20 protein-coding genes, 1 tRNA gene and 1 pseudogene are annotated in these 17,970 nt (G+C 69.6%); 5 read left to right on the forward strand and 17 right to left on the reverse strand.

What is annotated here, in order from left to right; all coding sequences use genetic code 11:
- Positions 1–5: 5 nt before the first annotated feature.
- Genes LY40_RS23990 through LY40_RS24000 form a run of 3 tightly spaced genes read right to left on the reverse strand, consistent with a single transcriptional unit; the run spans position 6 to position 2,879 of the window.
- Positions 6–674 carry a GNAT family N-acetyltransferase gene (locus LY40_RS23990; RefSeq protein WP_258938220.1) on the reverse strand — a complete coding sequence of 223 codons (669 nt, stop codon included), beginning with the start codon at positions 672–674 and terminating at the stop codon, positions 6–8.
- 19 nt (positions 675–693) lie between these two features.
- On the reverse strand, positions 694–1,977 hold the full coding sequence (gene glp, locus LY40_RS23995; protein WP_258938221.1) for a molybdotransferase-like divisome protein Glp: 1,284 nt from the start codon (positions 1,975–1,977) through the stop codon (positions 694–696).
- Positions 1,977–2,879 (reverse strand): UTP--glucose-1-phosphate uridylyltransferase, encoded by a 903-nt coding sequence (locus tag LY40_RS24000; RefSeq protein ID WP_183782867.1) that lies wholly within the window; start codon positions 2,877–2,879, stop codon positions 1,977–1,979. Before LY40_RS24000 ends, glp begins: the two co-directional genes overlap by 1 nt.
- Before the next feature lie 169 nt (positions 2,880–3,048).
- Here LY40_RS24000 and LY40_RS24005 point away from each other — a divergent pair, with 169 nt between their 5' ends.
- Both LY40_RS24005 and LY40_RS26615 read left to right on the forward strand, forming a co-directional pair.
- Entirely contained in the window at positions 3,049–3,660 is a 612-nt protein-coding gene (locus tag LY40_RS24005; protein WP_258938222.1) for a 5-formyltetrahydrofolate cyclo-ligase, read from the forward strand.
- Between the two features lie 142 nt (positions 3,661–3,802).
- Positions 3,803–3,943, forward strand: a pseudogene (locus tag LY40_RS26615) (FmdB family zinc ribbon protein); the annotation flags it as partial.
- 14 nt (positions 3,944–3,957) lie between these two features.
- Here LY40_RS26615 and LY40_RS26620 read toward each other — a convergent pair.
- Positions 3,958–4,296, reverse strand: a complete 339-nt coding sequence (locus LY40_RS26620) for a hypothetical protein (protein ID WP_307877151.1) — start codon at positions 4,294–4,296, stop codon at positions 3,958–3,960.
- Between the two features lie 159 nt (positions 4,297–4,455).
- On the opposite strand from LY40_RS26620, the gene LY40_RS24015 reads away from it, so the two are divergent.
- Together LY40_RS24015 and mscL are read left to right on the forward strand one after the other, a co-directional pair.
- A complete protein-coding gene (locus LY40_RS24015) occupies positions 4,456–5,118 on the forward strand; it encodes an SAF domain-containing protein (RefSeq protein WP_258938224.1) in 663 nt (220 codons plus the stop codon).
- 33 nt (positions 5,119–5,151) lie between these two features.
- The gene (gene mscL / locus LY40_RS24020) at positions 5,152–5,559 is read left to right on the forward strand and encodes a large-conductance mechanosensitive channel protein MscL (RefSeq protein ID WP_183782859.1); all 408 of its coding nucleotides are present in this window, start codon (positions 5,152–5,154) and stop codon (positions 5,557–5,559) included.
- 27 nt (positions 5,560–5,586) lie between these two features.
- Here mscL and LY40_RS24025 read toward each other — a convergent pair whose 3' ends face one another.
- The 8 genes from LY40_RS24025 to LY40_RS24060 form a co-directional block, all read right to left on the reverse strand.
- On the reverse strand, positions 5,587–5,937 hold the full coding sequence (locus LY40_RS24025; protein ID WP_183785757.1) for a hypothetical protein: 351 nt from the start codon (positions 5,935–5,937) through the stop codon (positions 5,587–5,589).
- A gap of 19 nt (positions 5,938–5,956) precedes the next feature.
- Positions 5,957–6,457, reverse strand: coding sequence for a MogA/MoaB family molybdenum cofactor biosynthesis protein (locus LY40_RS24030; RefSeq protein ID WP_183782858.1), 501 nt, complete (start codon positions 6,455–6,457; stop codon positions 5,957–5,959).
- 130 nt (positions 6,458–6,587) lie between these two features.
- Positions 6,588–8,111, reverse strand: a complete 1,524-nt coding sequence (locus LY40_RS24035) for a S1C family serine protease (RefSeq protein WP_183782857.1) — start codon at positions 8,109–8,111, stop codon at positions 6,588–6,590.
- Positions 8,112–8,190: 79 nt separating this feature from the next.
- A complete protein-coding gene (gene galT / locus LY40_RS24040) occupies positions 8,191–9,318 on the reverse strand; it encodes a galactose-1-phosphate uridylyltransferase (protein WP_372497774.1) in 1,128 nt (375 codons plus the stop codon).
- On the reverse strand, positions 9,315–10,112 hold the full coding sequence (locus tag LY40_RS24045; protein WP_258938243.1) for a DeoR/GlpR family DNA-binding transcription regulator: 798 nt from the start codon (positions 10,110–10,112) through the stop codon (positions 9,315–9,317). Before LY40_RS24045 ends, galT begins: the two co-directional genes overlap by 4 nt.
- A 150-nt stretch (positions 10,113–10,262) precedes the next feature.
- On the reverse strand, positions 10,263–11,600 hold the full coding sequence (locus tag LY40_RS24050; RefSeq protein ID WP_258938244.1) for a HAMP domain-containing sensor histidine kinase: 1,338 nt from the start codon (positions 11,598–11,600) through the stop codon (positions 10,263–10,265).
- Positions 11,601–11,701: 101 nt separating this feature from the next.
- Positions 11,702–12,391, reverse strand: coding sequence for a response regulator transcription factor (locus tag LY40_RS24055; protein WP_183782856.1), 690 nt, complete (start codon positions 12,389–12,391; stop codon positions 11,702–11,704).
- A 102-nt stretch (positions 12,392–12,493) separates the two neighbouring features.
- On the reverse strand, positions 12,494–13,144 hold the full coding sequence (locus LY40_RS24060; protein WP_183782855.1) for a response regulator: 651 nt from the start codon (positions 13,142–13,144) through the stop codon (positions 12,494–12,496).
- Between the two features lie 167 nt (positions 13,145–13,311).
- Here LY40_RS24060 and LY40_RS24065 point away from each other — a divergent pair.
- Positions 13,312–13,384: transfer RNA gene (locus LY40_RS24065), tRNA-Arg, on the forward strand.
- A gap of 91 nt (positions 13,385–13,475) precedes the next feature.
- Here LY40_RS24065 and LY40_RS24070 read toward each other — a convergent pair.
- From LY40_RS24070 to LY40_RS24090, 5 genes are all read right to left on the reverse strand, one after another.
- Positions 13,476–13,955: a YegP family protein gene (locus LY40_RS24070; protein ID WP_258938225.1), complete on the reverse strand. Its 480-nt coding sequence runs from the start codon at positions 13,953–13,955 to the stop codon at positions 13,476–13,478.
- 470 nt (positions 13,956–14,425) lie between these two features.
- Complete coding sequence (locus LY40_RS24075; RefSeq protein ID WP_258938226.1) at positions 14,426–15,388, reverse strand: IS481 family transposase; 963 nt, start codon at positions 15,386–15,388, stop codon at positions 14,426–14,428.
- A 121-nt stretch (positions 15,389–15,509) separates the two neighbouring features.
- A complete protein-coding gene (locus LY40_RS24080; protein WP_258938227.1) occupies positions 15,510–16,085 on the reverse strand; it encodes a TetR/AcrR family transcriptional regulator in 576 nt (191 codons plus the stop codon).
- A 39-nt stretch (positions 16,086–16,124) separates the two neighbouring features.
- On the reverse strand, positions 16,125–17,420 hold the full coding sequence (locus LY40_RS24085) for an NADH:flavin oxidoreductase/NADH oxidase family protein (RefSeq protein ID WP_258938228.1): 1,296 nt from the start codon (positions 17,418–17,420) through the stop codon (positions 16,125–16,127).
- 207 nt (positions 17,421–17,627) lie between these two features.
- Positions 17,628–17,970: transposase (locus tag LY40_RS24090; RefSeq protein WP_258938229.1), on the reverse strand; the 343-nt coding region annotated here is incomplete at its 5' end.

The following is a 17,970-nucleotide window of genomic DNA, read 5'->3' on the forward strand; positions in this document are numbered from 1 at the left end:
GTTGATTAACTCGAATGGACGTGTGCCGCGCGGTCCGCGGCTACGAGCCGTTCCACCAGGCCATCGCCCGTTTCCTCAGCCGTGATGGCGTAGACGATGTGATCGCGCCATTCACCCTTCACGTTGAGATAACGCTCGAACAGGCCTTCCCGGCGGAAACCCACCTTGCTGAGCACCCGAACGCTCGCCGCATTCTCGGGACGCACCGTGGCCTCCAGCCGGTGTAGCCGCGCCGGACCGAACGCGTGGTCCGTCACCATCGCCACCGCCGCCGTCGCGATGCCCCTTCCCGCCAGGTCGGACGTGACCCAGTAGCCGACCCACGCCGACCGCAACGCCGCCCGAACGATGTTGCCGACCGTGATCTGACCTGCGAACTCACCGTCCACGACGATCGCGAGCGGCAGACACTGGCCGCGGCGGGCGAGCGCACGCAACGACGTGCACTGCGGCGGCCACGCCCATCCCGAGTTGCGTTCCTCCCACGACCCGGCCGCGGTCGGCTCCCAGCGTTCGAGATAGTCGCGATCGCGCAGCCGCAGCCGGCTCCACGCGCTCGCATCGCGCCAGCGCACGGGCCGGAGCCGCACCTCGGCCCCGTCGACGACCAGCGGGACCGGGCGGGCTGGCCAACCGGGGTGCTGCGATTCGCCGAGCGGCTCCCGCTCCGACATCGCCCGCGGCGCTCCCGGTTCAGGCCCGCTGGGCCAGGAAGGTCACCTTGACCTGCTCGCCCGCAGGCAGTTCGGTGAGCTCCTCCTCGACGTTGATCAGGCAGTTCGCCTCGGCGAGCGAGGCGAGCAGATGCGCACCGGACGTGCCGAGCGGCTGCACCAGGTACTCGCCGTTGGTCTCGTCGCGCAGCAGCTGACCACGCAGGAACCCCTTGCGGCCCGCCGTCGAGGCGACCGGCGAAAGCAGCCGCGCGTCGACGGCCCTACGGTGTGGATTCTTGGTGCCGCGGGCCGCGCGGATCAGCGGACGGATCATGACCTCGAAGACGACGAGCGCGCTCATCGGATTGGCCGGCAGCAGGAACGTCGGCACCGAGTCGGGGCCGAGCTTGCCGAACCCTTGCACCGAACCGGGGTGCATGGCGATGCGGCGCACGTCCAGGTCGCCGAGATCGGACAGGGCCGCGTACACCTCGTTGCCCGTCGTGCCGCCCGCCCCGCCGGCGACGACGACCACCTCGGACATCAGCAGCCTGCCCTCGACCGTCTCGCGCAACCGCTTCGGGTCCAGCGGCACGATGCCGACCCGGCTGACCTCCGCACCCGCATCGCGCGCGGCGGCCGCCAGTGCGTAGGAGTTGACGTCGTAGACCTGCCCCACCGACGGGGTGCGGTCGACGTCAACGAGCTCGTCGCCCACCGAGATGATCGACACCCGCGGCCGAGGGTAGACCAGTACCTTCGACCTGCCCACCGCGGCGAGCAGGCCCACCTGGGCCGAGCCGATCGTGTCGCCCGCACGCACCGCGACGTCACCGATCTGCACATCCTCGCCCGTCCGGCGGACGTATCCAGCCGACGGCACCGCCCGTTGCACGGTGACGTTCGCCTGGTGGCCGTCGGTGAACGCCGTCGGCACCACCGCGTCCGCGAGGGTCGGCAACGGCGCGCCCGTGGCGACCCGCACCGCCTGGCCGGGCTGCAGCCGCCGCGGCTGCCGCGACCCGGCCTGGATCTCACCGACCACCGGCAGCTGCACCGGCTCCTCACCCGCGGTGCGCACGTCGACACTGCGCACCGCGTAACCGTCCACCGCCGCCTGGTCGAAACCGGGCAGCGCCTGTTCGGCGACGACCTCCTCGGCACACGGCAGTCCCTGCGATTCGGAGATCGCAACCCGCACCGGATTCGGACGTACTGCCGCCGAGAGGGCACGGTTCAGCTGCTCGGCGACCGGCCGGAAGTCCTCGGCGGGCAGATCCGGAACGGCGGTCACCGTGGTGGTCGGCTCGAGTTCGCTCATCAGTCGACGTTCTCGATTCGCTGTTTCAGCCAGTCACGCAGCGCAGGGCCGTAGTCGTCGTCGGCCAGCGCGAAGTCCACGGCCGCACGCAGGAACCCGCCCGGGTTGCCGAGGTCGTGCCGGTGGCCGCGGTGCACGACGACGTGCACCGGATGTCCCTGCTCGATCAGCAGCGCCACCGCGTCGGTGAGCTGCAGCTCTCCGCCACTGCCGGGGCCGATCCGCTCCAGTGCGTCGAAGATCGCACGGTCCAACAGGTACCGGCCCGCCGCGGCGTAGGTCGACGGCGCATCCTCCGGCGCCGGCTTCTCGACCATCCCGTGCACCCGTTTGACGTCGCCGTCGTCGGTGTCGCTGACGTCGAACACGCCGTACGGCGAGATCTCGGCCTTCGGGATGTCGAACGCGCACAGCACGCTGCCGCCGTGCCGCCCGCGCACCTCGGCCATCTTCGTCAGCACGCCCGAGGGCAGCACGAGGTCGTCCGGCAGGAGGACGGCCACCGCATCGTCGTCGTCGGTCAGCGCAGGCCCGGCCTGTGCCACGGCGTGCCCGAGGCCGAGCGCCTCCTGCTGGATCGCCACGTCGACGTCGATCAGCCCCGGGGCCCTGCGCACCTTCTCCAGCAGTGCTTTCTTGCCCTTCTTCTCGAGTGCGTCCTCGAGGTCGGGGCGGGACTGGAAATAGTCGACGACCGCCTGCTTGTCGGGCGACGTCACCACGACCATGCGCCGCGCCCCGGCTTCGGCCGCCTCTTCCGCAACCAGCTCGATACCCGGCGTGTCCACCACGGGCAGCAGTTCCTTCGGGACGGCCTTGGTCGCCGGAAGGAATCTGGTCCCGAGGCCCGCCGCGGGGACGATGGCCGTGCGGAAGGTGTTCGTAGTATTGGGACCGGTCATAGGCGTGAAGCCTAGCCTGAACGTGCGATTCAAGCCGACAATGACAGGCTGGCGGCGACAGTCGGCGACCGATGAAATGCGCACAAGACCCCATTCGCGGCGCATTCACCGGCGCGTCGCCGACTCGATGTCGCCACCGACACAGGGTCCGCCCCCGGAAAGGAAGGCCGTGAACACGCCCCAGCATCCGACCGGAGGTCCGGACAAGCGGGAATGGCGTCGCAAGATCGGCGCGGCCCGTTCCGCCGTGTCGGCCCAGCAGCAGGTCGCCGAGGCCGGCGCGCTCGCGGCGGCGATTCCCGGCCTGCTCGACGGACTGCGGTCGCCGACCGTGTGCGGCTACGTCCCGTTCGGGTCCGAACCCGGCTCGATCGGCCTGCTCGACGTGCTCCGCGACGCCGGTGCCCGCGTGCTGCTGCCGATCGTTCCCGACGAGCCCGGTCCGCTGGAGTGGGCCGAGTACACGGGCACGGCGAGCCTGGTCCCGGGGCGGTATCGAGGCATCCTCGAACCGGGCGGACCGCGACTGGGCGCGGCGGCGATCGAGGATGCGGCCCTGGTGCTCGTGCCCGCGCTGGCCGTCGACCGGCAGGGAGCGCGGCTCGGCAAGGGCGCAGGGTTCTACGACCGATCATTGGTGTTCACCGGTCCCGACGTCCGGCTGGTGGCGGTCGTGCGCGACGACGAGCTGGTCGACCGGTTACCCGCCGAGTCGCACGACGTGCGGATGCACGCGGTGCTCACACCCGGAAACGGCCTGGTCACACTGCCGGCGGCGTAGTTCGGCCGACCTTCCCCGCAGGCGGCACGCCCGAGTCGGTGATCGCGGTGTGACCTGGGCCTGATTGCCATGCCGGAATGCGGTAGAGCACAATCTCGTTAGCACTCTTAGGAGTCGAGTGCCAACGCCTGAAGGAGCACCTGTGCCGACCTATCAATACGCCTGCAAGCAGTGCGACCACCAGTTCGAGGTGGTCCAGTCGTTCTCCGACGACAGCCTCACCGAATGCCCGGAGTGCCAGGGCATGCTGCGCAAGCTGTACGGGGCCGTCGGCGTGATCTTCAAGGGCAGCGGCTTCTACCGCAACGATTCGCGATCCGGTAACAGCAGCTCGAACAGCTCGCAGGCGCCCGCGAAGTCGTCGGCCGAGTCCGGCTCGACGAGCTCCGACTCGGGCTCGACCTCCGACTCGAGTTCGTCCTCCTCGTCCTCCTCGTCCACCGACTCCTCCTCGTCGACGTCCTCGAACAGCAGCTCGTCGACGAGCTCGTCGACGACCTCCGCGTCGACGTCTGCCGCCTCCTGAGCACGCGCGGGCGCACCCCGCGAACCGACTCCCCGCAGGCCTCGCACCTGCAGGCGGTTGCACCCCAGAGCCCCCGGGCATGCGTCACCCGCGCCCGGGGGCTTGTTCATGCCCGGCGCCGGCCCGGCGGATTCCGCTGTGAAGTTGTCCACAAGGACCCGGTTATCCACAGGCCGGCAGCCGAGCTCTTCCGCGCCGCCTCGATGCCTCCCTAACGTCGATCGAACCGAGGCCGGCCTCGTCCGGCCCGATCCGACGAGGAGGCATCCGTGGCCGTTCCCTTCGCGCGCCGAACCGCGCAACTGACGACAGCGCTGCGTGCGCGGCCCGTGCCGGTGCTGCGGCGGGTTCTGGCAGTCGCGCTCCTCCTGCTGGCGGTACTGATCGCCGCCAGCCCCGCCACGGCGGGTGACGACGAGACCCAGACCCGGCCAACCCTCGTTTTCGCCCGCGACGTCCCGCTCGGCAGCACGCTGCGAGCCGGCGACGTCCGTGTCTCCGCCCTTCCGGTCGACCTTCGACCCTCCGGTGCGCTGCGAAAACCGGACGAAATCATCGGCCAGCACCTGGTGGGCGTCGCTCGGGAGGGTGAACCTGTCACGGATGCACGGCTGCTGGATCGCGCTCCCACACCGGCGGGCACCGTGACCGTTCCGGTCAGACTGGACGATCCGGACGTTGCTCCGCTGCTGCACTCCGGGTCTCATGTGGACATAGTGGTACCCGGAACCGGCACCGCGGACAGACCTGCGAAACAGGTCCTGGCCAGCGAGGTTCCCGTGTTGTCGGTGCTCATGCCAGGCTCCCCGGACCGTGCCGCACCGGGCTCATCGGACGAGGGACCTCTCGTGCTCGTGGCAGCCCGGCCGGAGCCCGCGACCCGACTTGCCGCCGTCGCCGCAGATCAGCCCGTCACGGTTACGCTCCGCTAGTCAAAGGACGTCCAATGTGGAAGGGAGCAGGACGTGCTGAAGGGCTTCAAGGAATTCCTGATGCGCGGCAACATCGTCGAACTCGCCGTCGCAGTCGTGATCGGCACGGCGTTCACCGCGATCGTCACTGCGTTCACGGAAAGTCTGATCCAGCCGCTGATCAACGCGATGGGCGGCAGCGAGGGCGCCCAGGGGCTCGGGATACGGATCCTCGAGGAGAACCCCAGCACATTCCTCGACTTCGGAACCGTGATCAACGCGGCGATCAACTTCGTCATCGTGGCCGCCGTCGTCTACTTCCTCGTCGTCGTTCCGTTCCAGAAGCTGCAGGAACGCCGCAAGCGCGGACAGGAGGCCGAGGAGGTGGCGCCGACCGACACGGAGCTGCTCGCCGAGATCCGCGATCTGCTCAGGGACCGGCAGGGCGACCCGCGCAGCTGACCGGCGACGGCCCTGCCGGTCGCGACGTCACCGGTCGTGATGCGGCGGGCGGTTCTGCAGGTACCAGTCCTCGGACGTGGCGGAACGCGCGGCGGGGTCCCGCTCGTCCGAGGTCGTCTCCGGCAGCACCTCACCGAACACCTCGGCGATTCGCCGCCGCGCAGCCGGCGCGCGACGGGGCGTCTCCGAGCGTTCCGCCGCTTCCGGATCCGCCGCTTCCGGGTCCGCTGCTTCCGCCGGCGTGTCCGGCGACGTCGGCGCATCCGACGACGCGGTGCCCTCGAATGCGGCCGACCCGGATGCAGCCGGCTCGGATGCGGCCGGCTCGGATGCGGCGGGCTCGAATGCGGCGGACTCGGGTGTCGACGGGCCGGTCACGGTCGTGGGCTCTCGCAGCTCAGTCGCCGGTGAGGCCGGACAGCTCGCCGATCACGTACGGCAGCAACGTCGACAGCGTCGCCATGCCGTCCCGCACCGCGGGCCGTGACCCGGCGAGGTTGACCACGAGCGTGCTGCCCGACAGGCCCACGAGCCCACGCGACACTCCCGCGTCGACGGCACCCGCCGCCAGCCCGGACGAACGCAACGCCTCGGCGATGCCCGGCACCGGACGGTCCAGCACTCCCGACGTCGCGTCGGGCGTCACGTCCCGGGGCGCCACGCCGGTCCCCCCGACCGTGAGCACCAGGTCGACGCCGCCGATCACCGCGGTGTTGAGCGCGTTGCGGATCTCGACGATGTCGGCGCGGACGACCACGGACCCGTCGACGATGAAGCCCGCTTCCTCGAGCAGTTCCGTGACGAGCGGGCCGATCGCATCGTCGGTCTCCCCTTGGGCGGTGCGGTCGTCGACCACGACCACCAGCGCGCGGCCGAGCCGCTGTGCACTCCGTTCCATGATCCCTACCGTAGTGGTCCGTCCGCCGGATGCGCGTGAGCCGCGCGCGGCGGTCGCAGGCCGCGGCGCATGGCGCCGCGGCCTGCGGCTGTTGGTCTCGGCCGCCCGTGGCGGCCGAGCGTCTGGGAGGTCAGTTCGCTCGCACCGGCTGACCGCCGAGGGTCACCTCGACCGTCCGCCCACCTTCGAGGGTGAGCGTGACCTTCTGGCCGGGTGCGCGGGTGCGAATCGCCGCCACGAGCGTGTCGGAGTCCTCGACGCGACGGTCGCCGATCTTGACCACGACGTCGCCACCCTTCAGCCCAGCCTTCTCCGCCGGGCTGTCCGACTCGACCTCGGCGATCGCGGCACCACCCTGCCTGCCGTCCCGCACCATCGCCCCGATGAACGTCTGCGTGGCGTGGCCGTCCTGCATGATGTCGTCCGCAGTACGCCGGGCCTGGTCGATCGGGATGGAGAACCCGATGCCGACGTTGCCGCTCTCCTGCGAGGTACCCGTGGACGGGCTGTAGATCGCCGAGTTGATCCCGATGATCCGGCCGTTCATGTCGACGAGTGGCCCGCCCGAGTTGCCCGGGTTGATGGCGGCGTCGGTCTGGATGGCGTCCATGACCGTCGTCTGGTCGCCCTGGCCTCCCGCCGACACCGGCCGGTGCAGCGAGCTGACGATGCCCGAGGTCACAGTGCCGGCGAGCTCATAGGGCGAACCGATCGCGACCACCTGCTGCCCCACGCGCAGGTCGTCGGAGCGGCCCAACTCGACGGCCGGCAGATTGCTCACGTCCTCGGCCTTGACGACGGCGATGTCCGTCGTCGGGTCGCGGCCCACCACGGTCGCCGACGTCGTCTGCCCGTCGTTGAAGACCACCTGGATCCGGCCGCCGTCGGCGGCACCGGCGATCACGTGGTTGTTGGTCAGCACGTAGCCGTCGTCGCTGATGATGAAGCCGGAGCCCTCGCCCGCGCCCTGCGAACTCACGGTTTTGAGCTGCACCACGCTGGGGCTGACCTTCTGCGCCACCGCCGAGACCGAACCCTTGGGTGCGTTGCCGGTCTGTTCGGCGGGCCGTTGCTGGTCGAGCGAACTGACCGACGATCCCGACGACCCGTCGGCCGCGAGGTAGCCGCCGAGCGTGCCGGCACCGCCGCCCACCAGCAGCGCGAGCACGGCCACCCCGATGACGAGCTTGGTCGTACCGCTCCGCCGGGGTTTCTCCGGACCCGCCGGTACCGGTGCCATCCCCGGAACGCCGTGCCCCTGCGCTCCGGTGGGGTCACCCGCGTTCGGCCCGCCGGGGTACGCCTGACCAGCCGGTGGGGCGTACGGGTTGCCGTACGCGCTCTGCTGCCCGGCCTGTTGTTCCTGCGCCGCCTGCGGGTACTGCGAACCACCGGCATACCCCGCCGCGGGGGCCGCCTGCTCGCCCTGTGCGTACCGGATGTCCTGCGCATGCGCCTGCCCGGACTGCTGCGGCTGCTGCGGGGGCCGAGCGGGATCGGCCTGCCCAGCCCCCTCCGCCGACCACGGACTGGGCGTCGCGCCCGCCGCACCGTGGGACTGCTCGGGCCCGCCCTGCGCGGGGAATCCGGACGAAGGAGTCGCCGTGTTGTCCGAGTCGGTGTTGTCCGAGAAGGTGGGGTCGTTCTCGCTCATGCCCCCCATCATGGGTCATGGTCCTGAGAGATCGCTGAAATCCGGCTGTGGGCCGCCCGTGGGTTCGCGGGACTGCGACTCAGCCCGCCGCCCCCGTGCCGTGGTCGACGTCGCCGACCGCGCGCAGGCGCCGGGCGATCTGTTCCGGGGTCGCGTCGTTGATCCACACCGCCATCCCGGACTCGGAACCGGCCAGGTACTTGAGCTTGTCGGCCGACCGCAGTACCGACAGCAGTTCGAGGTGCAGCCACGACAGGTTCCGGTCGGTACCCTGCGGCGCCTGGTACCAGCCGGCGACGTACGGCAACGGTTTGCCGTACAGCCCGTCGCACCGGCCGAGGACCTGCAGATAGACGCGGGCGAAGTCGTCCCGCTCCGCCTCTGTCAGCTCGGTCAGGTCGGCGACCTGCCGGTGCGGAACGACCTGCACCTGCACCGGCCACCGGGCGGCGGGCGGCACGAACGCGGTCCAGTGTTCCCCTTCGGCGACGACCCGCTCGCCCGAGGCGCGTTCGGCCGCGAGCACGTCACCGAGGACGTGCCGGCCGTACCGGTCCCGGTAGGCCTCGGCCGTCGCCAGCATGCGCTCCGTACGCGGGGTGACGAACGGGTAGCCGTAGATCTGCCCGTGCGGGTGCGACAGCGTCACCCCGATCTCCTCGCCGCGGTTCTCGAACGGGAAGACCTGCCGCACGCCGTCGAGCTCGGACAGTGCCGCCGTGCGGTCGGCCCACACGTCCACGACCGTTCGCACGCGCTCGGGGGCCAACCGGCCGAACGAGCCGGTGTGGTCGCTCGTGAAGCACACGACCTCGCACCGGCCTCTGCCTGGAGCGGAGGGAACGATGCCCGCCCCGTCCACGGTGCCCTCTCCCGGGTCGTCGACCCCCTGGGAGAACGACGGGAACCGGTTCTCGAACACGACGACGTCGTAGTCGCTCTCCGGAACCTCACTCGGTGTTCCCGGCGAGCTGGGGCACAGCGGACACAGGTCCGCCGGCGGCTTGTAGGTGCGGGTCTGCCGGTGCGCGGCCATCGCCACCCACTCATCCGTCAACGGGTCGCGGCGGATCTCCGAGGCCGCGGTCACCTCGGGGAGGTCGCGCGAGTCCACGGCCGTGCGCTCCGGAACGTCCGGCGTGTCGTCGAAGTAGACGATCTCCCGGCCGTCGGCGAGGCGGCGCGACGTCTTCCGCAGGACACTCATTCGCCTGCCTCCGGATTCGACGGGACGTCGGCGATGATCAGTTCGCCGACGTGTTCGGACAGGGTCGCCCGCGCATCGTCGGGCAGGTCGGCGTCGCTGACGACGACGCTCGCGTCGGCCAGGTCGGCGATGGTGGAGATGCCGACCGTGCCCCACTTCGTGTGGTCGGCGAGGACGACGAGCTTGCGCGCGGACTCCATCAGCGCACGGTCGGTCTCTCCCTCGGTGAGGTTCGGGGTGGTGAAGCCAGGACCGTCGGCCATGCCGTGCACGCCCAGGAACACCATGTCCAGGTGCAGGTTGCGGATGCTCTGCACCGCGACCGGACCGACCAGTGCGTCGGAGGGGGTCCGGACGCCCCCGGTGAGGATCACGGTGCGGCCGGGTTGCGGCGATTCGTGGAGCACGTCGGCGATCCGCACCGAGTTGGTCACCACGGTCAGGTCGGCGATGCCGGCGAGCGCGCGGGCGAACGTCCAGGTGGTCGTACCCGCGGACAGGCCGATCGCACTGCCGGGGTGGACGAGTTCGGCAGCGCGCGCGGCGATGGCCTCCTTGTGGTCCTGCTGCTGCACGGACTTGGCCTCGAAACCGGGCTCGTCGGTGCTGCGGTCGCCGATGGTCGTGGCTCCGCCGTACACCTTCTCCACGAGTCCCCGGCCCGCGAGTACGTCGAGGTCGCGGCGCACGGTCATGTCGGAGACACCGAGCCGTTGGACGAGGTCGCTCACGCGGACCGCGCCGCTGCGCCGTGCCTCTTCGAGGATGATCGCTTGTCGCTGCCGCGCCAGCACACCGTCTCCCGCCGTCCGGCGCCGGCCACCACCGACGCCCACAAACCGAACCTAACTGAACAAAATCCTACATCATTCAACAGCCAGCTGGATTGTGATCGTCGAAGGCCGACGTGACGAGGCGTGCGGCCGCAGTGGGCGCCCGGGCGGCTACTCGTCCCGGTCGGTGGCGACGCCCGGAAGGCGGATCGTCATGACCGTGCCGCCACCTTCGCGCGCCAGGGCGAACGCCCCACCACCGTGACGCTGCGCGGCCTGCAGGACGATCGCAAGCCCCAACCCCGAACCGGGCAGGGTGCGGGCCTCGGCCGAACGGTAAAAGCGGTCGAACACGCGCGGCAGGTCCCCTGGGGAGATCCCGGGGCCGCGGTCGGCCACCTCGACGACGGCGGTGCCGTCACCGAGCGGCCGCAGTCCCACGTGCACGGTCTCCCCCGCCGGGGAGAATTTGACCGCGTTGTCGAGCAGGTTCAGCACGGCACGCTCCAGCACGCCGGGGTCGCCGGTCAGTTCCCACGGCTGCAGCCGGACTTCGAACTCCGTGTCGCCCGCGCGCCTGCGCGCCCGGTCGAGCGCCCGCTCCACGACCTCAGCCAGGTCGACCCGCTCGATCATCTCCTGCGGTCCGCTGTCGCGCGCCAGCTCCACCAGGTCACCGATGAGCTGCGTCAACTCGTCGAGTTGCCCGCGAATGTCGGCTTCGATCTCGCTGCGCATCGTCTCGTCGAGCGGGGGCGCGCCGCTGCGGTCCGCCGAGAGCAGCAGTTCGAGGTTGGTGCGCAGCGACGTCAACGGCGTGCGCAGTTCGTGACCAGCGTCGGCTACGAGCCTGCTCTGCTGTGCCTGCGACTCGGCGACGGCGCCCAGCATCGTGTTGAAGCTCTGCGTCATGCGCGAGAGCTCGTCGTCCCCGGTGACGGGGATCGGCCGCAGGTCCATCGTGTCGGCGACCCGCTCGGTCGCGGAGGTCAACCGCTCCACCGGCCGCAACGCGGTCCGTGCGACGGCCGTGGCCGCGCCCGCCGCGACCACGACACCGATCCCGCCGAACAGCATGAGCACGAGTGCGAGGTCGCCGAGGGTTCGTTCCGTCTGCGCCAGCGACTGGCCCAGCACGAGCGCCTGGCCGTGACCGGAGGGCACGGCGACGACCCGGATCTCGCTCGCCTTGTCGGTGCGCAGCGACCACTCCGCACCCCCGCGGGCGACGGCCAGTTCGGGTTCGCCGGTCGGCGGTTTCGCCGCACCACGCGGCACGACGAGCGTGTCGTCGGCTTCGAGCAGGCCGATCTGGATGTCACCGCTGGCGAACAGAGCTGTGGGCAGGTTCTGGAACTGCGAAGCCACGGGCACGCTCTGGGCGGCCGCGTGCGCCCGCTGGGTCAGCGAACTGTCGAACTGGTCGTAGACGTTGTCCCGCACAGTCAGGTACGTCACCAGCGACACGAGCGCCACGGTGCCGCCGACGCACAGCGTGGCCAACAGCATGACGCGGGTGCGCAGCGAGATGCGCTTCGGCGTCCGGTCCGGTTCCGCACCGTCACCTGCGGCGCCGCCGGCCACCCCGATGGCGGGCTGGGCGGATCCGGTCACGGCGGGGTCTCCCTGAGCACGTATCCGACGCCGCGGACGGTGTGGATCAGCCGCGGTTCGCCGTCGGCCTCGGTCTTGCGGCGCAGGTAGCCCACGTACACCTCGAGCGCGTTACCCGACGTGGGGAAGTCGAAGCCCCAGACCTCCTCGAGGATGCGCGTGCGGGTCAGCACGTGCTTCGGGTAGGTCATGAACAGTTCGAGGAGCGTGAACTCGGTGCGGGTGAGGCTGATGTCCCGCTCTCCCCGTCGCACCTCGCGGGTGTCCGGGTCGAGGGTCAGGTCGGCGAACACCAGCGCAGCGGCGCCCTGCGGGTCGGCCTCGGCTGCGGCGCGCCGCAGCAGTGCCCGCAGCCTGGCGAGCAGCTCCTCCAGCGCGAACGGTTTCGGCAGGTAGTCGTCGGCGCCCGCGTCGAGCCCGGACACCCGGTCCGACACGGCGTCCCGCGCGGTGAGCACGAGAATGGGCAGGTCATCCCCGGTGCCGCGCAGACGGCGGGCGACCTCGAGCCCGTCCAGCTTGGGCATCATGACGTCGAGCACCATCGCGTCGGGCCGGTCGCTCGACACCTTCTCCAGCGCCTGAGCACCGTCGCCTGCCACGTCGACCTGGTAGCCGTTGAACTCGAGGGAACGCCGTAGCGACTCCCGCACGGCCCGGTCGTCGTCGACAACGAGTATGCGCATGAGATCCAGTGTGTCGCGCGTGCCTGAGACGCGGCTGAACACCCGCTCCCGCCCGGGTGTCGGCCCGATCACGTACCGGACCGGCACCCGGGTGGACCGGTCCTAGTCCACCAGGCCGCCGCGGTAGGCGAGCAGGGCCGCCTGCACGCGGTTGGCCGCGCCGATCTTCGACAGCACCGCGGACACGTATCCCTTGACGGTGGCTTCGGACAGGTGCAGTTTGCCGCCGATCTCGGCGTTGGACATGCCCTGGCCGATGAGGGACACGACCTCGCGTTCGCGTTCGGACAGCGACGCCAGCAGCCGCCGCGCCGGTGCCGCCGCGCGGGCCTCGTCCCGCTGGGCGTCCACCATCCGCGCCGCCACGCTGGGGTCGAGTACGGCACCGCCGCGCGCGAGGTCACGTACCGCACGCACCAGCACGCCGGGTTCGATGTCCTTCAGCAGGAAGCCGTTGGCGCCGAATCGCAGCGCCAGGCTCACGTACTCGTCGACGTCGAACGTCGTCAGCATCGCCATCCGGGGAGCCTCGGGCAGGCCCTGCATCGCGCGCAGCGCACGGATGCCGTCGTCGGGCTGGCGCATCTTGATGTCCAGCAGGGCGACCTGAGGTCGCAGCCGTCTGGCCGTCTCCACGGCCGATCTGCCGTCGGCCGCTTCGCCGACGACCTCGATGTCTGGTGCGGCGGAAAGCATCGCGCGCAGGCCTTGACGCACGAGCTCCTCGTCATCGGCCAACATGACTGTGATCAACGGTTGCCTCCCGGAGGGGGGACGGGATGGACAAGGTCTTCGCCGTCGGTGACAGGGGTGCTACCTGTCGGTAGTGGGCCCAGAGTAAGTGATCGTTTGCTTCCGTATGGTCCACTTACCAACATTCACCCGGGTACGGGTAGGCTGTGCCCGGGCCGCACGGCCTTGCCCTCGTAGCTCAGGGGATAGAGCACCGCTCTCCTAAAGCGGGTGTCGCAGGTTCGAATCCTGCCGGGGGCGCCCACCTGGACCAGCAGACACGAAGAATCGGCCCCTACCGACTGAAACGCGGTAGGGGCCGATTTGGTCCCCGTTGGCTTCTCTCAACTCGTCACGTCTGGACCACCCCGTTGGGCTGCATGTCGATGCCACCGCTCGGGACGCCCTCACACAGCGCCCTGATGGCGTCCTCCGCCTCGGACCGGGTGTCGAACGCCCCGCTGCCCGCGAGCACGCCGTGACCGTTGCGCAACCGGAACCGGTACTGCCCGGCGGAGTCCTGATACAGCTCGAACCAGCTGACCGACGCCTCGTCGCCCGCGACGCGCCCGGGCGACACTCCCGCAGCCCCGGCGCGTGGCTCGGATCGAGAACCCCGGGCCTTGGCGAAGAGCCTGCGCAGCACCGGTGCCCGGTCCGCCGTCCTCCGTTGCAGGGTCGCCGCGCCGAACGCGAGGGTGACGACGGTGTAGCCCGCGAGGAAGAGGATGTCCTGCGTGATCACGCCCGCGTCCGAACCGGAGTCGGCGACGTAGTCGATCGCCTCGACCGCGCCCGGCAGCGGAAGGACACCGGCCAGGGCGTCGAGCACCGGCGCCATCGTGTCCCTCGGCGCGAATAGCCCGCAGATGAGCACCTGCGGCAGCACAGCGCTCGGTGAGCCACCGAGCACGGTCTCTGGCCGGAACCGTGTCCCTCGACGCCAGCGAGTTCGACCTGGCTCCGGCACAGCGGACCGCGCTTCGGCAACGCGGTCCGCGACCAGTCACTCAGCGTCACCGCACAGCCGACGAGCGAACGAGGAGCGGGCCGACGGCCACCAGATCTTCCTGCAGTGCTATGTGGGCAACCGGGATCGGCACACCGGCCCCTGGTGACGGGTCGACACCCGGCCCCGACGGGCCGACCGAATACAGGAGGGCGCGATGCGGCACCTCCGTACACCCACACCACACCACACGACACCCACGGGGCGAGTCCAACGGAACTCTCCGACCCCCGGACCGAGGCCCGGAGACACCGGTCTCGGCACACTCGATCCATCCGTCTTCCATCGGCGCCCTAGCTGTGTGATTCGGAGAGGTTGGTGACGCGGTCGGCTGGTGGGGCTCCGTGGATTGCGGTGTGGGGTCGGTGGAAGTTGTACCAGTCGAGCCAGTCGGCGAAGGTTCGCTGGCGTTCGTTTTCGGAGTGGTAGGGCTGTTGGTAGGCCCATTCGTCGAGCAGGGTGCGGTGGAAGCGTTCGACTTTCCCGTTCGTTTGTGGGCGCCAGGGGCGGGTGAACCGTCGGGCGATGCCCAGGTCGGCGCAGGCTTGTTGCCAGGTGTTTTTGCGGTAGGACCAGGCGTTGTCGGTGAGCACTCGCTCGATGGTCACGCCGTGGCCGGTGAACCAGGCGTGTGCCCGGTGTAGGAATGCGGCGCAGGTGGCGGCTTTCTCGTCGGCCAGGGCCTCGGTGTAGGCCAGTCGGGAGTGGTCATCGAGTGCGGTGTGCAGGAACAGATATCCACCACCGCAGGCGCGGGCTTGGTTGCCCCGACCGGCGGCGCGCCCCAGGACGCGATGGCCGCCGCCCTGGGGAATCCGGCCGAGCTTTTTCACATCGACGTGGACGAGCTCGCCGGGGTGGTGGCGTTCGTAGCGGCGCACCGGTTGGCCGGTGGCCCGGTCGCACGTGGCCAGGCTCGGGCGGTGGTGGCGGCGCAGGACCTGGTGCACGGTCGAGGCAGCGACCGGTACCCGGCCGACGATGCGCAGCGGCCCGATCTTGTGCTCGTCACGAAGCCGCAGGACCTCGTCCTCGACGACCCGACTGGTGTGGTGCGGGCTGTGATGTGGACGGCTGGAGCGATCGTCCATAGCCTGCTCGCCGCCGTGGCGGTACCGGCCGGCCCAGCGGGCCGCGGTCGTGTGGGCGACCTGGAACCGCTCCACGGCCCGACGCACGGGCCAACCGTCGTCACCAACACACCGGGCCAGCCGCAGCCGCCCGGTCGGAGTCAGCGGAGCGTTACGGTGGACCACCAGAGGGCCTCCTCGGGTCGGCGTGTGTTCGTGGTGATCCACACCGAACCCGGAGGCCCTCACCCACATCAAGATCATCAACCCCGTGCCGAACCGTCACCAACGAGCCCGAACAGCACACCTAGGGCAGCATGACACCGAACGTGATGTCGAAGAAGGACCGTAGCGGCTGCGCGTTCTTGGTTGCGCGAGCCCGCGTCAAAGCTCCTTCCCAGGAGTTCACGATGAAGTTCGCCAGATCCGAGGTATTGGTATCGGCCGAGAGCGCCCCGACCTCTTGAGCTTCGGCCAGGACCGCGGCGATCAGGTTTGTCCATGCGTCGAACGCGGCGGTCAGCGTCGCGCGGACCGGTTCGCTGTGATCGGCGATCTCGTTGGCGAAGTTGCCCATGATGCAGCCGCGGGTGAACTCGGAGTCGACAAGTCGCTGGGCGAGGACGTCGAAATGCTCGCGGAGCCGGTCAAGCGGTGCGCCGGCCGAGTCGTCCAGCAGGACTTGGACGGGACTCTCACTGAGATACAGGTGAATCGTCGCAACCGCCAGCGCTTCCTTGCCGTCGAAGTGGTTGTAGAACGATCCCTTGGGAACGCCGGCCGCAGAAGTGATGTCCTGCACACTCGTGCCGTGAAATCCCTGTGTGTGAAACACGTCGAGCCCCGCGGCGATCAGCTTCTCGCGAACGTTGGTGCGGGCCATGGGTTCCCTTCGATGAGTGCGAGAACGGTCAGGTTGTGCTCAGTGCTCGGCGGGACCACGCGTTCGTACCACGTAGCCATCACGCGACGTCGACCTCGTTCCGCGGACGATGCGATGCAGAGTGTACGGCGCCAACCGGGAGAAGTAGTGCGCCATGGTTATGAGGGGGTGCCGGCCCGGTGCGGGGTCTTTTCCGTCGGCCATACGCCAGAGCTGAGTCGTGTGCCAAAGCAGATCACTGGCCCCGTCGAGGCGGCGGATGCCGAGTGTGCGGTGTCTGACCGTGCTCGCAGTGCTGGTTCCGTCGAGCATTCGCGCTGGCAGGTCAGGTTCGAGCGCGAGCGGCCGGGCGAGGCCGGCTACATCGATCTCGTCGGAGCCGATCGCGTCCGCGATGCCGGTCGTCGTCCGAAATCCTCCGGTTAGGAGAAGTGGCAGCGACACCTGCTGACGGATTCGCTGAGCGAAGTCGAGGAAGTATGCCTCTCGTTCTTCAGAGCTGGCTTTCACCGGCTCCGCGGGAAGACCCATGAAAGCGGTCGATTCGTAGGTGCCACCCGAAATCTCGAGCAGATCGATCCCCTCATCGGCCAACGCACTGACGACCGCGGCCGACTCGAACTGGTCGAACCCGCCGCGCTGGAAGTCCGCGGAGTTCAACTTCACCGCCAGCGGTACTACCTCGCCGATCTCGGATCGGACCGCCCGGACGATCTCGATCAGAAACCGTCGCCGCCGATCGCGGTCGCCACCCCAGGCATCGGTGCGGCGGTTGGTGGCGGGTGAAAGGAACTGGCTGATGAGGTAACCATGGGCGGCGTGGATCTCGATTCCGGTGAAACCCGCCCTCACGAGAATCCCCGCCGTAGTGGCAAACTTCGTGACAAGCGTCTCGACCTCCCCATGCGTCAGTTCACGGGGACTCCGAAACAACCCGGCAGTGTTCGCGACGGGGATCTCGGACGGTGCCACTGGGCGAGCGTTGAGAGTGACCGGGATCTGCCGACCCGGATGGTTGAGCTGCGCCCATACATGTGCGCCGTGTTCCTTCCCCGCGGAAGCCCATCGGCGCAGCAAGCCCATATCCCGTTCGTCGTCGACGACCACATTGCCGACCTCACCGATGGCGGTGCGCTCGACCATGATGTTGCCGGTGATCAGCAAGCCGGCGCCGGAACGGGCCCAACGACGATAAAGTCTGACGTGCCCTTCCGTCGGCGCAAGATCGAGATCGCCGAGACATTCCGACATAGCCGCTTTGGCCAAGCGATTTCCCATTCTTGCCCCGTTGGGCAACGTCAGCGTTCTGGCCAAAAGGGGTGTCGTTCCGGTCATCTCACACCTCCGGTGGGGTCGGGAGTGGCGAAGTATCGGGAAGTCACGCGCCAAGACCGCGACAAGCGCTTCGTGAATAGGTCGCCGAGGCGAACCGGGCAGGCTCCTACAGCGCCGGTGGCGGAGCGAAGATCCGGAGGATCCGGTGTCTCGCGGCGGCCCTCGGTACGTAATCGTCCTCGGCCCACGTGGCGGGCTAGGTGCTGTTTAGGAATTGATCTTGGTGAGGTCGGCGAGCCAGATGTTGATGGCGGCGATGTGCAGGGTGGCTTCGTAGCGGACGGCGAGTTTGTCGTAGCGGCTGGCGACGGCGCGGTGGTGTTTGAGCTGGTTGATGCCGCATTCGACGGCGTGGCGCTGTCGGTAGGTGGTGGGGTCGAAGGCAGGCGGTCGGCCTCCGGCTGAGCCGCGGGCCCGGCGGTGGGCGGCTTGATCTTTGGGAACCGGGATCGTTGCCGCGATGCCACGTGTGCGCAGATAGTCCCGGTTAGCGCGGGAAGAGTAGGCCTTGTCGGCCAGCACTCGTGCCGGGCGGGTGCGCGCTCGCCCA

Source organism: Prauserella salsuginis (assembly GCF_024648885.1).
Lineage (GTDB): Bacteria > Actinomycetota > Actinomycetes > Mycobacteriales > Pseudonocardiaceae > Prauserella > Prauserella salsuginis.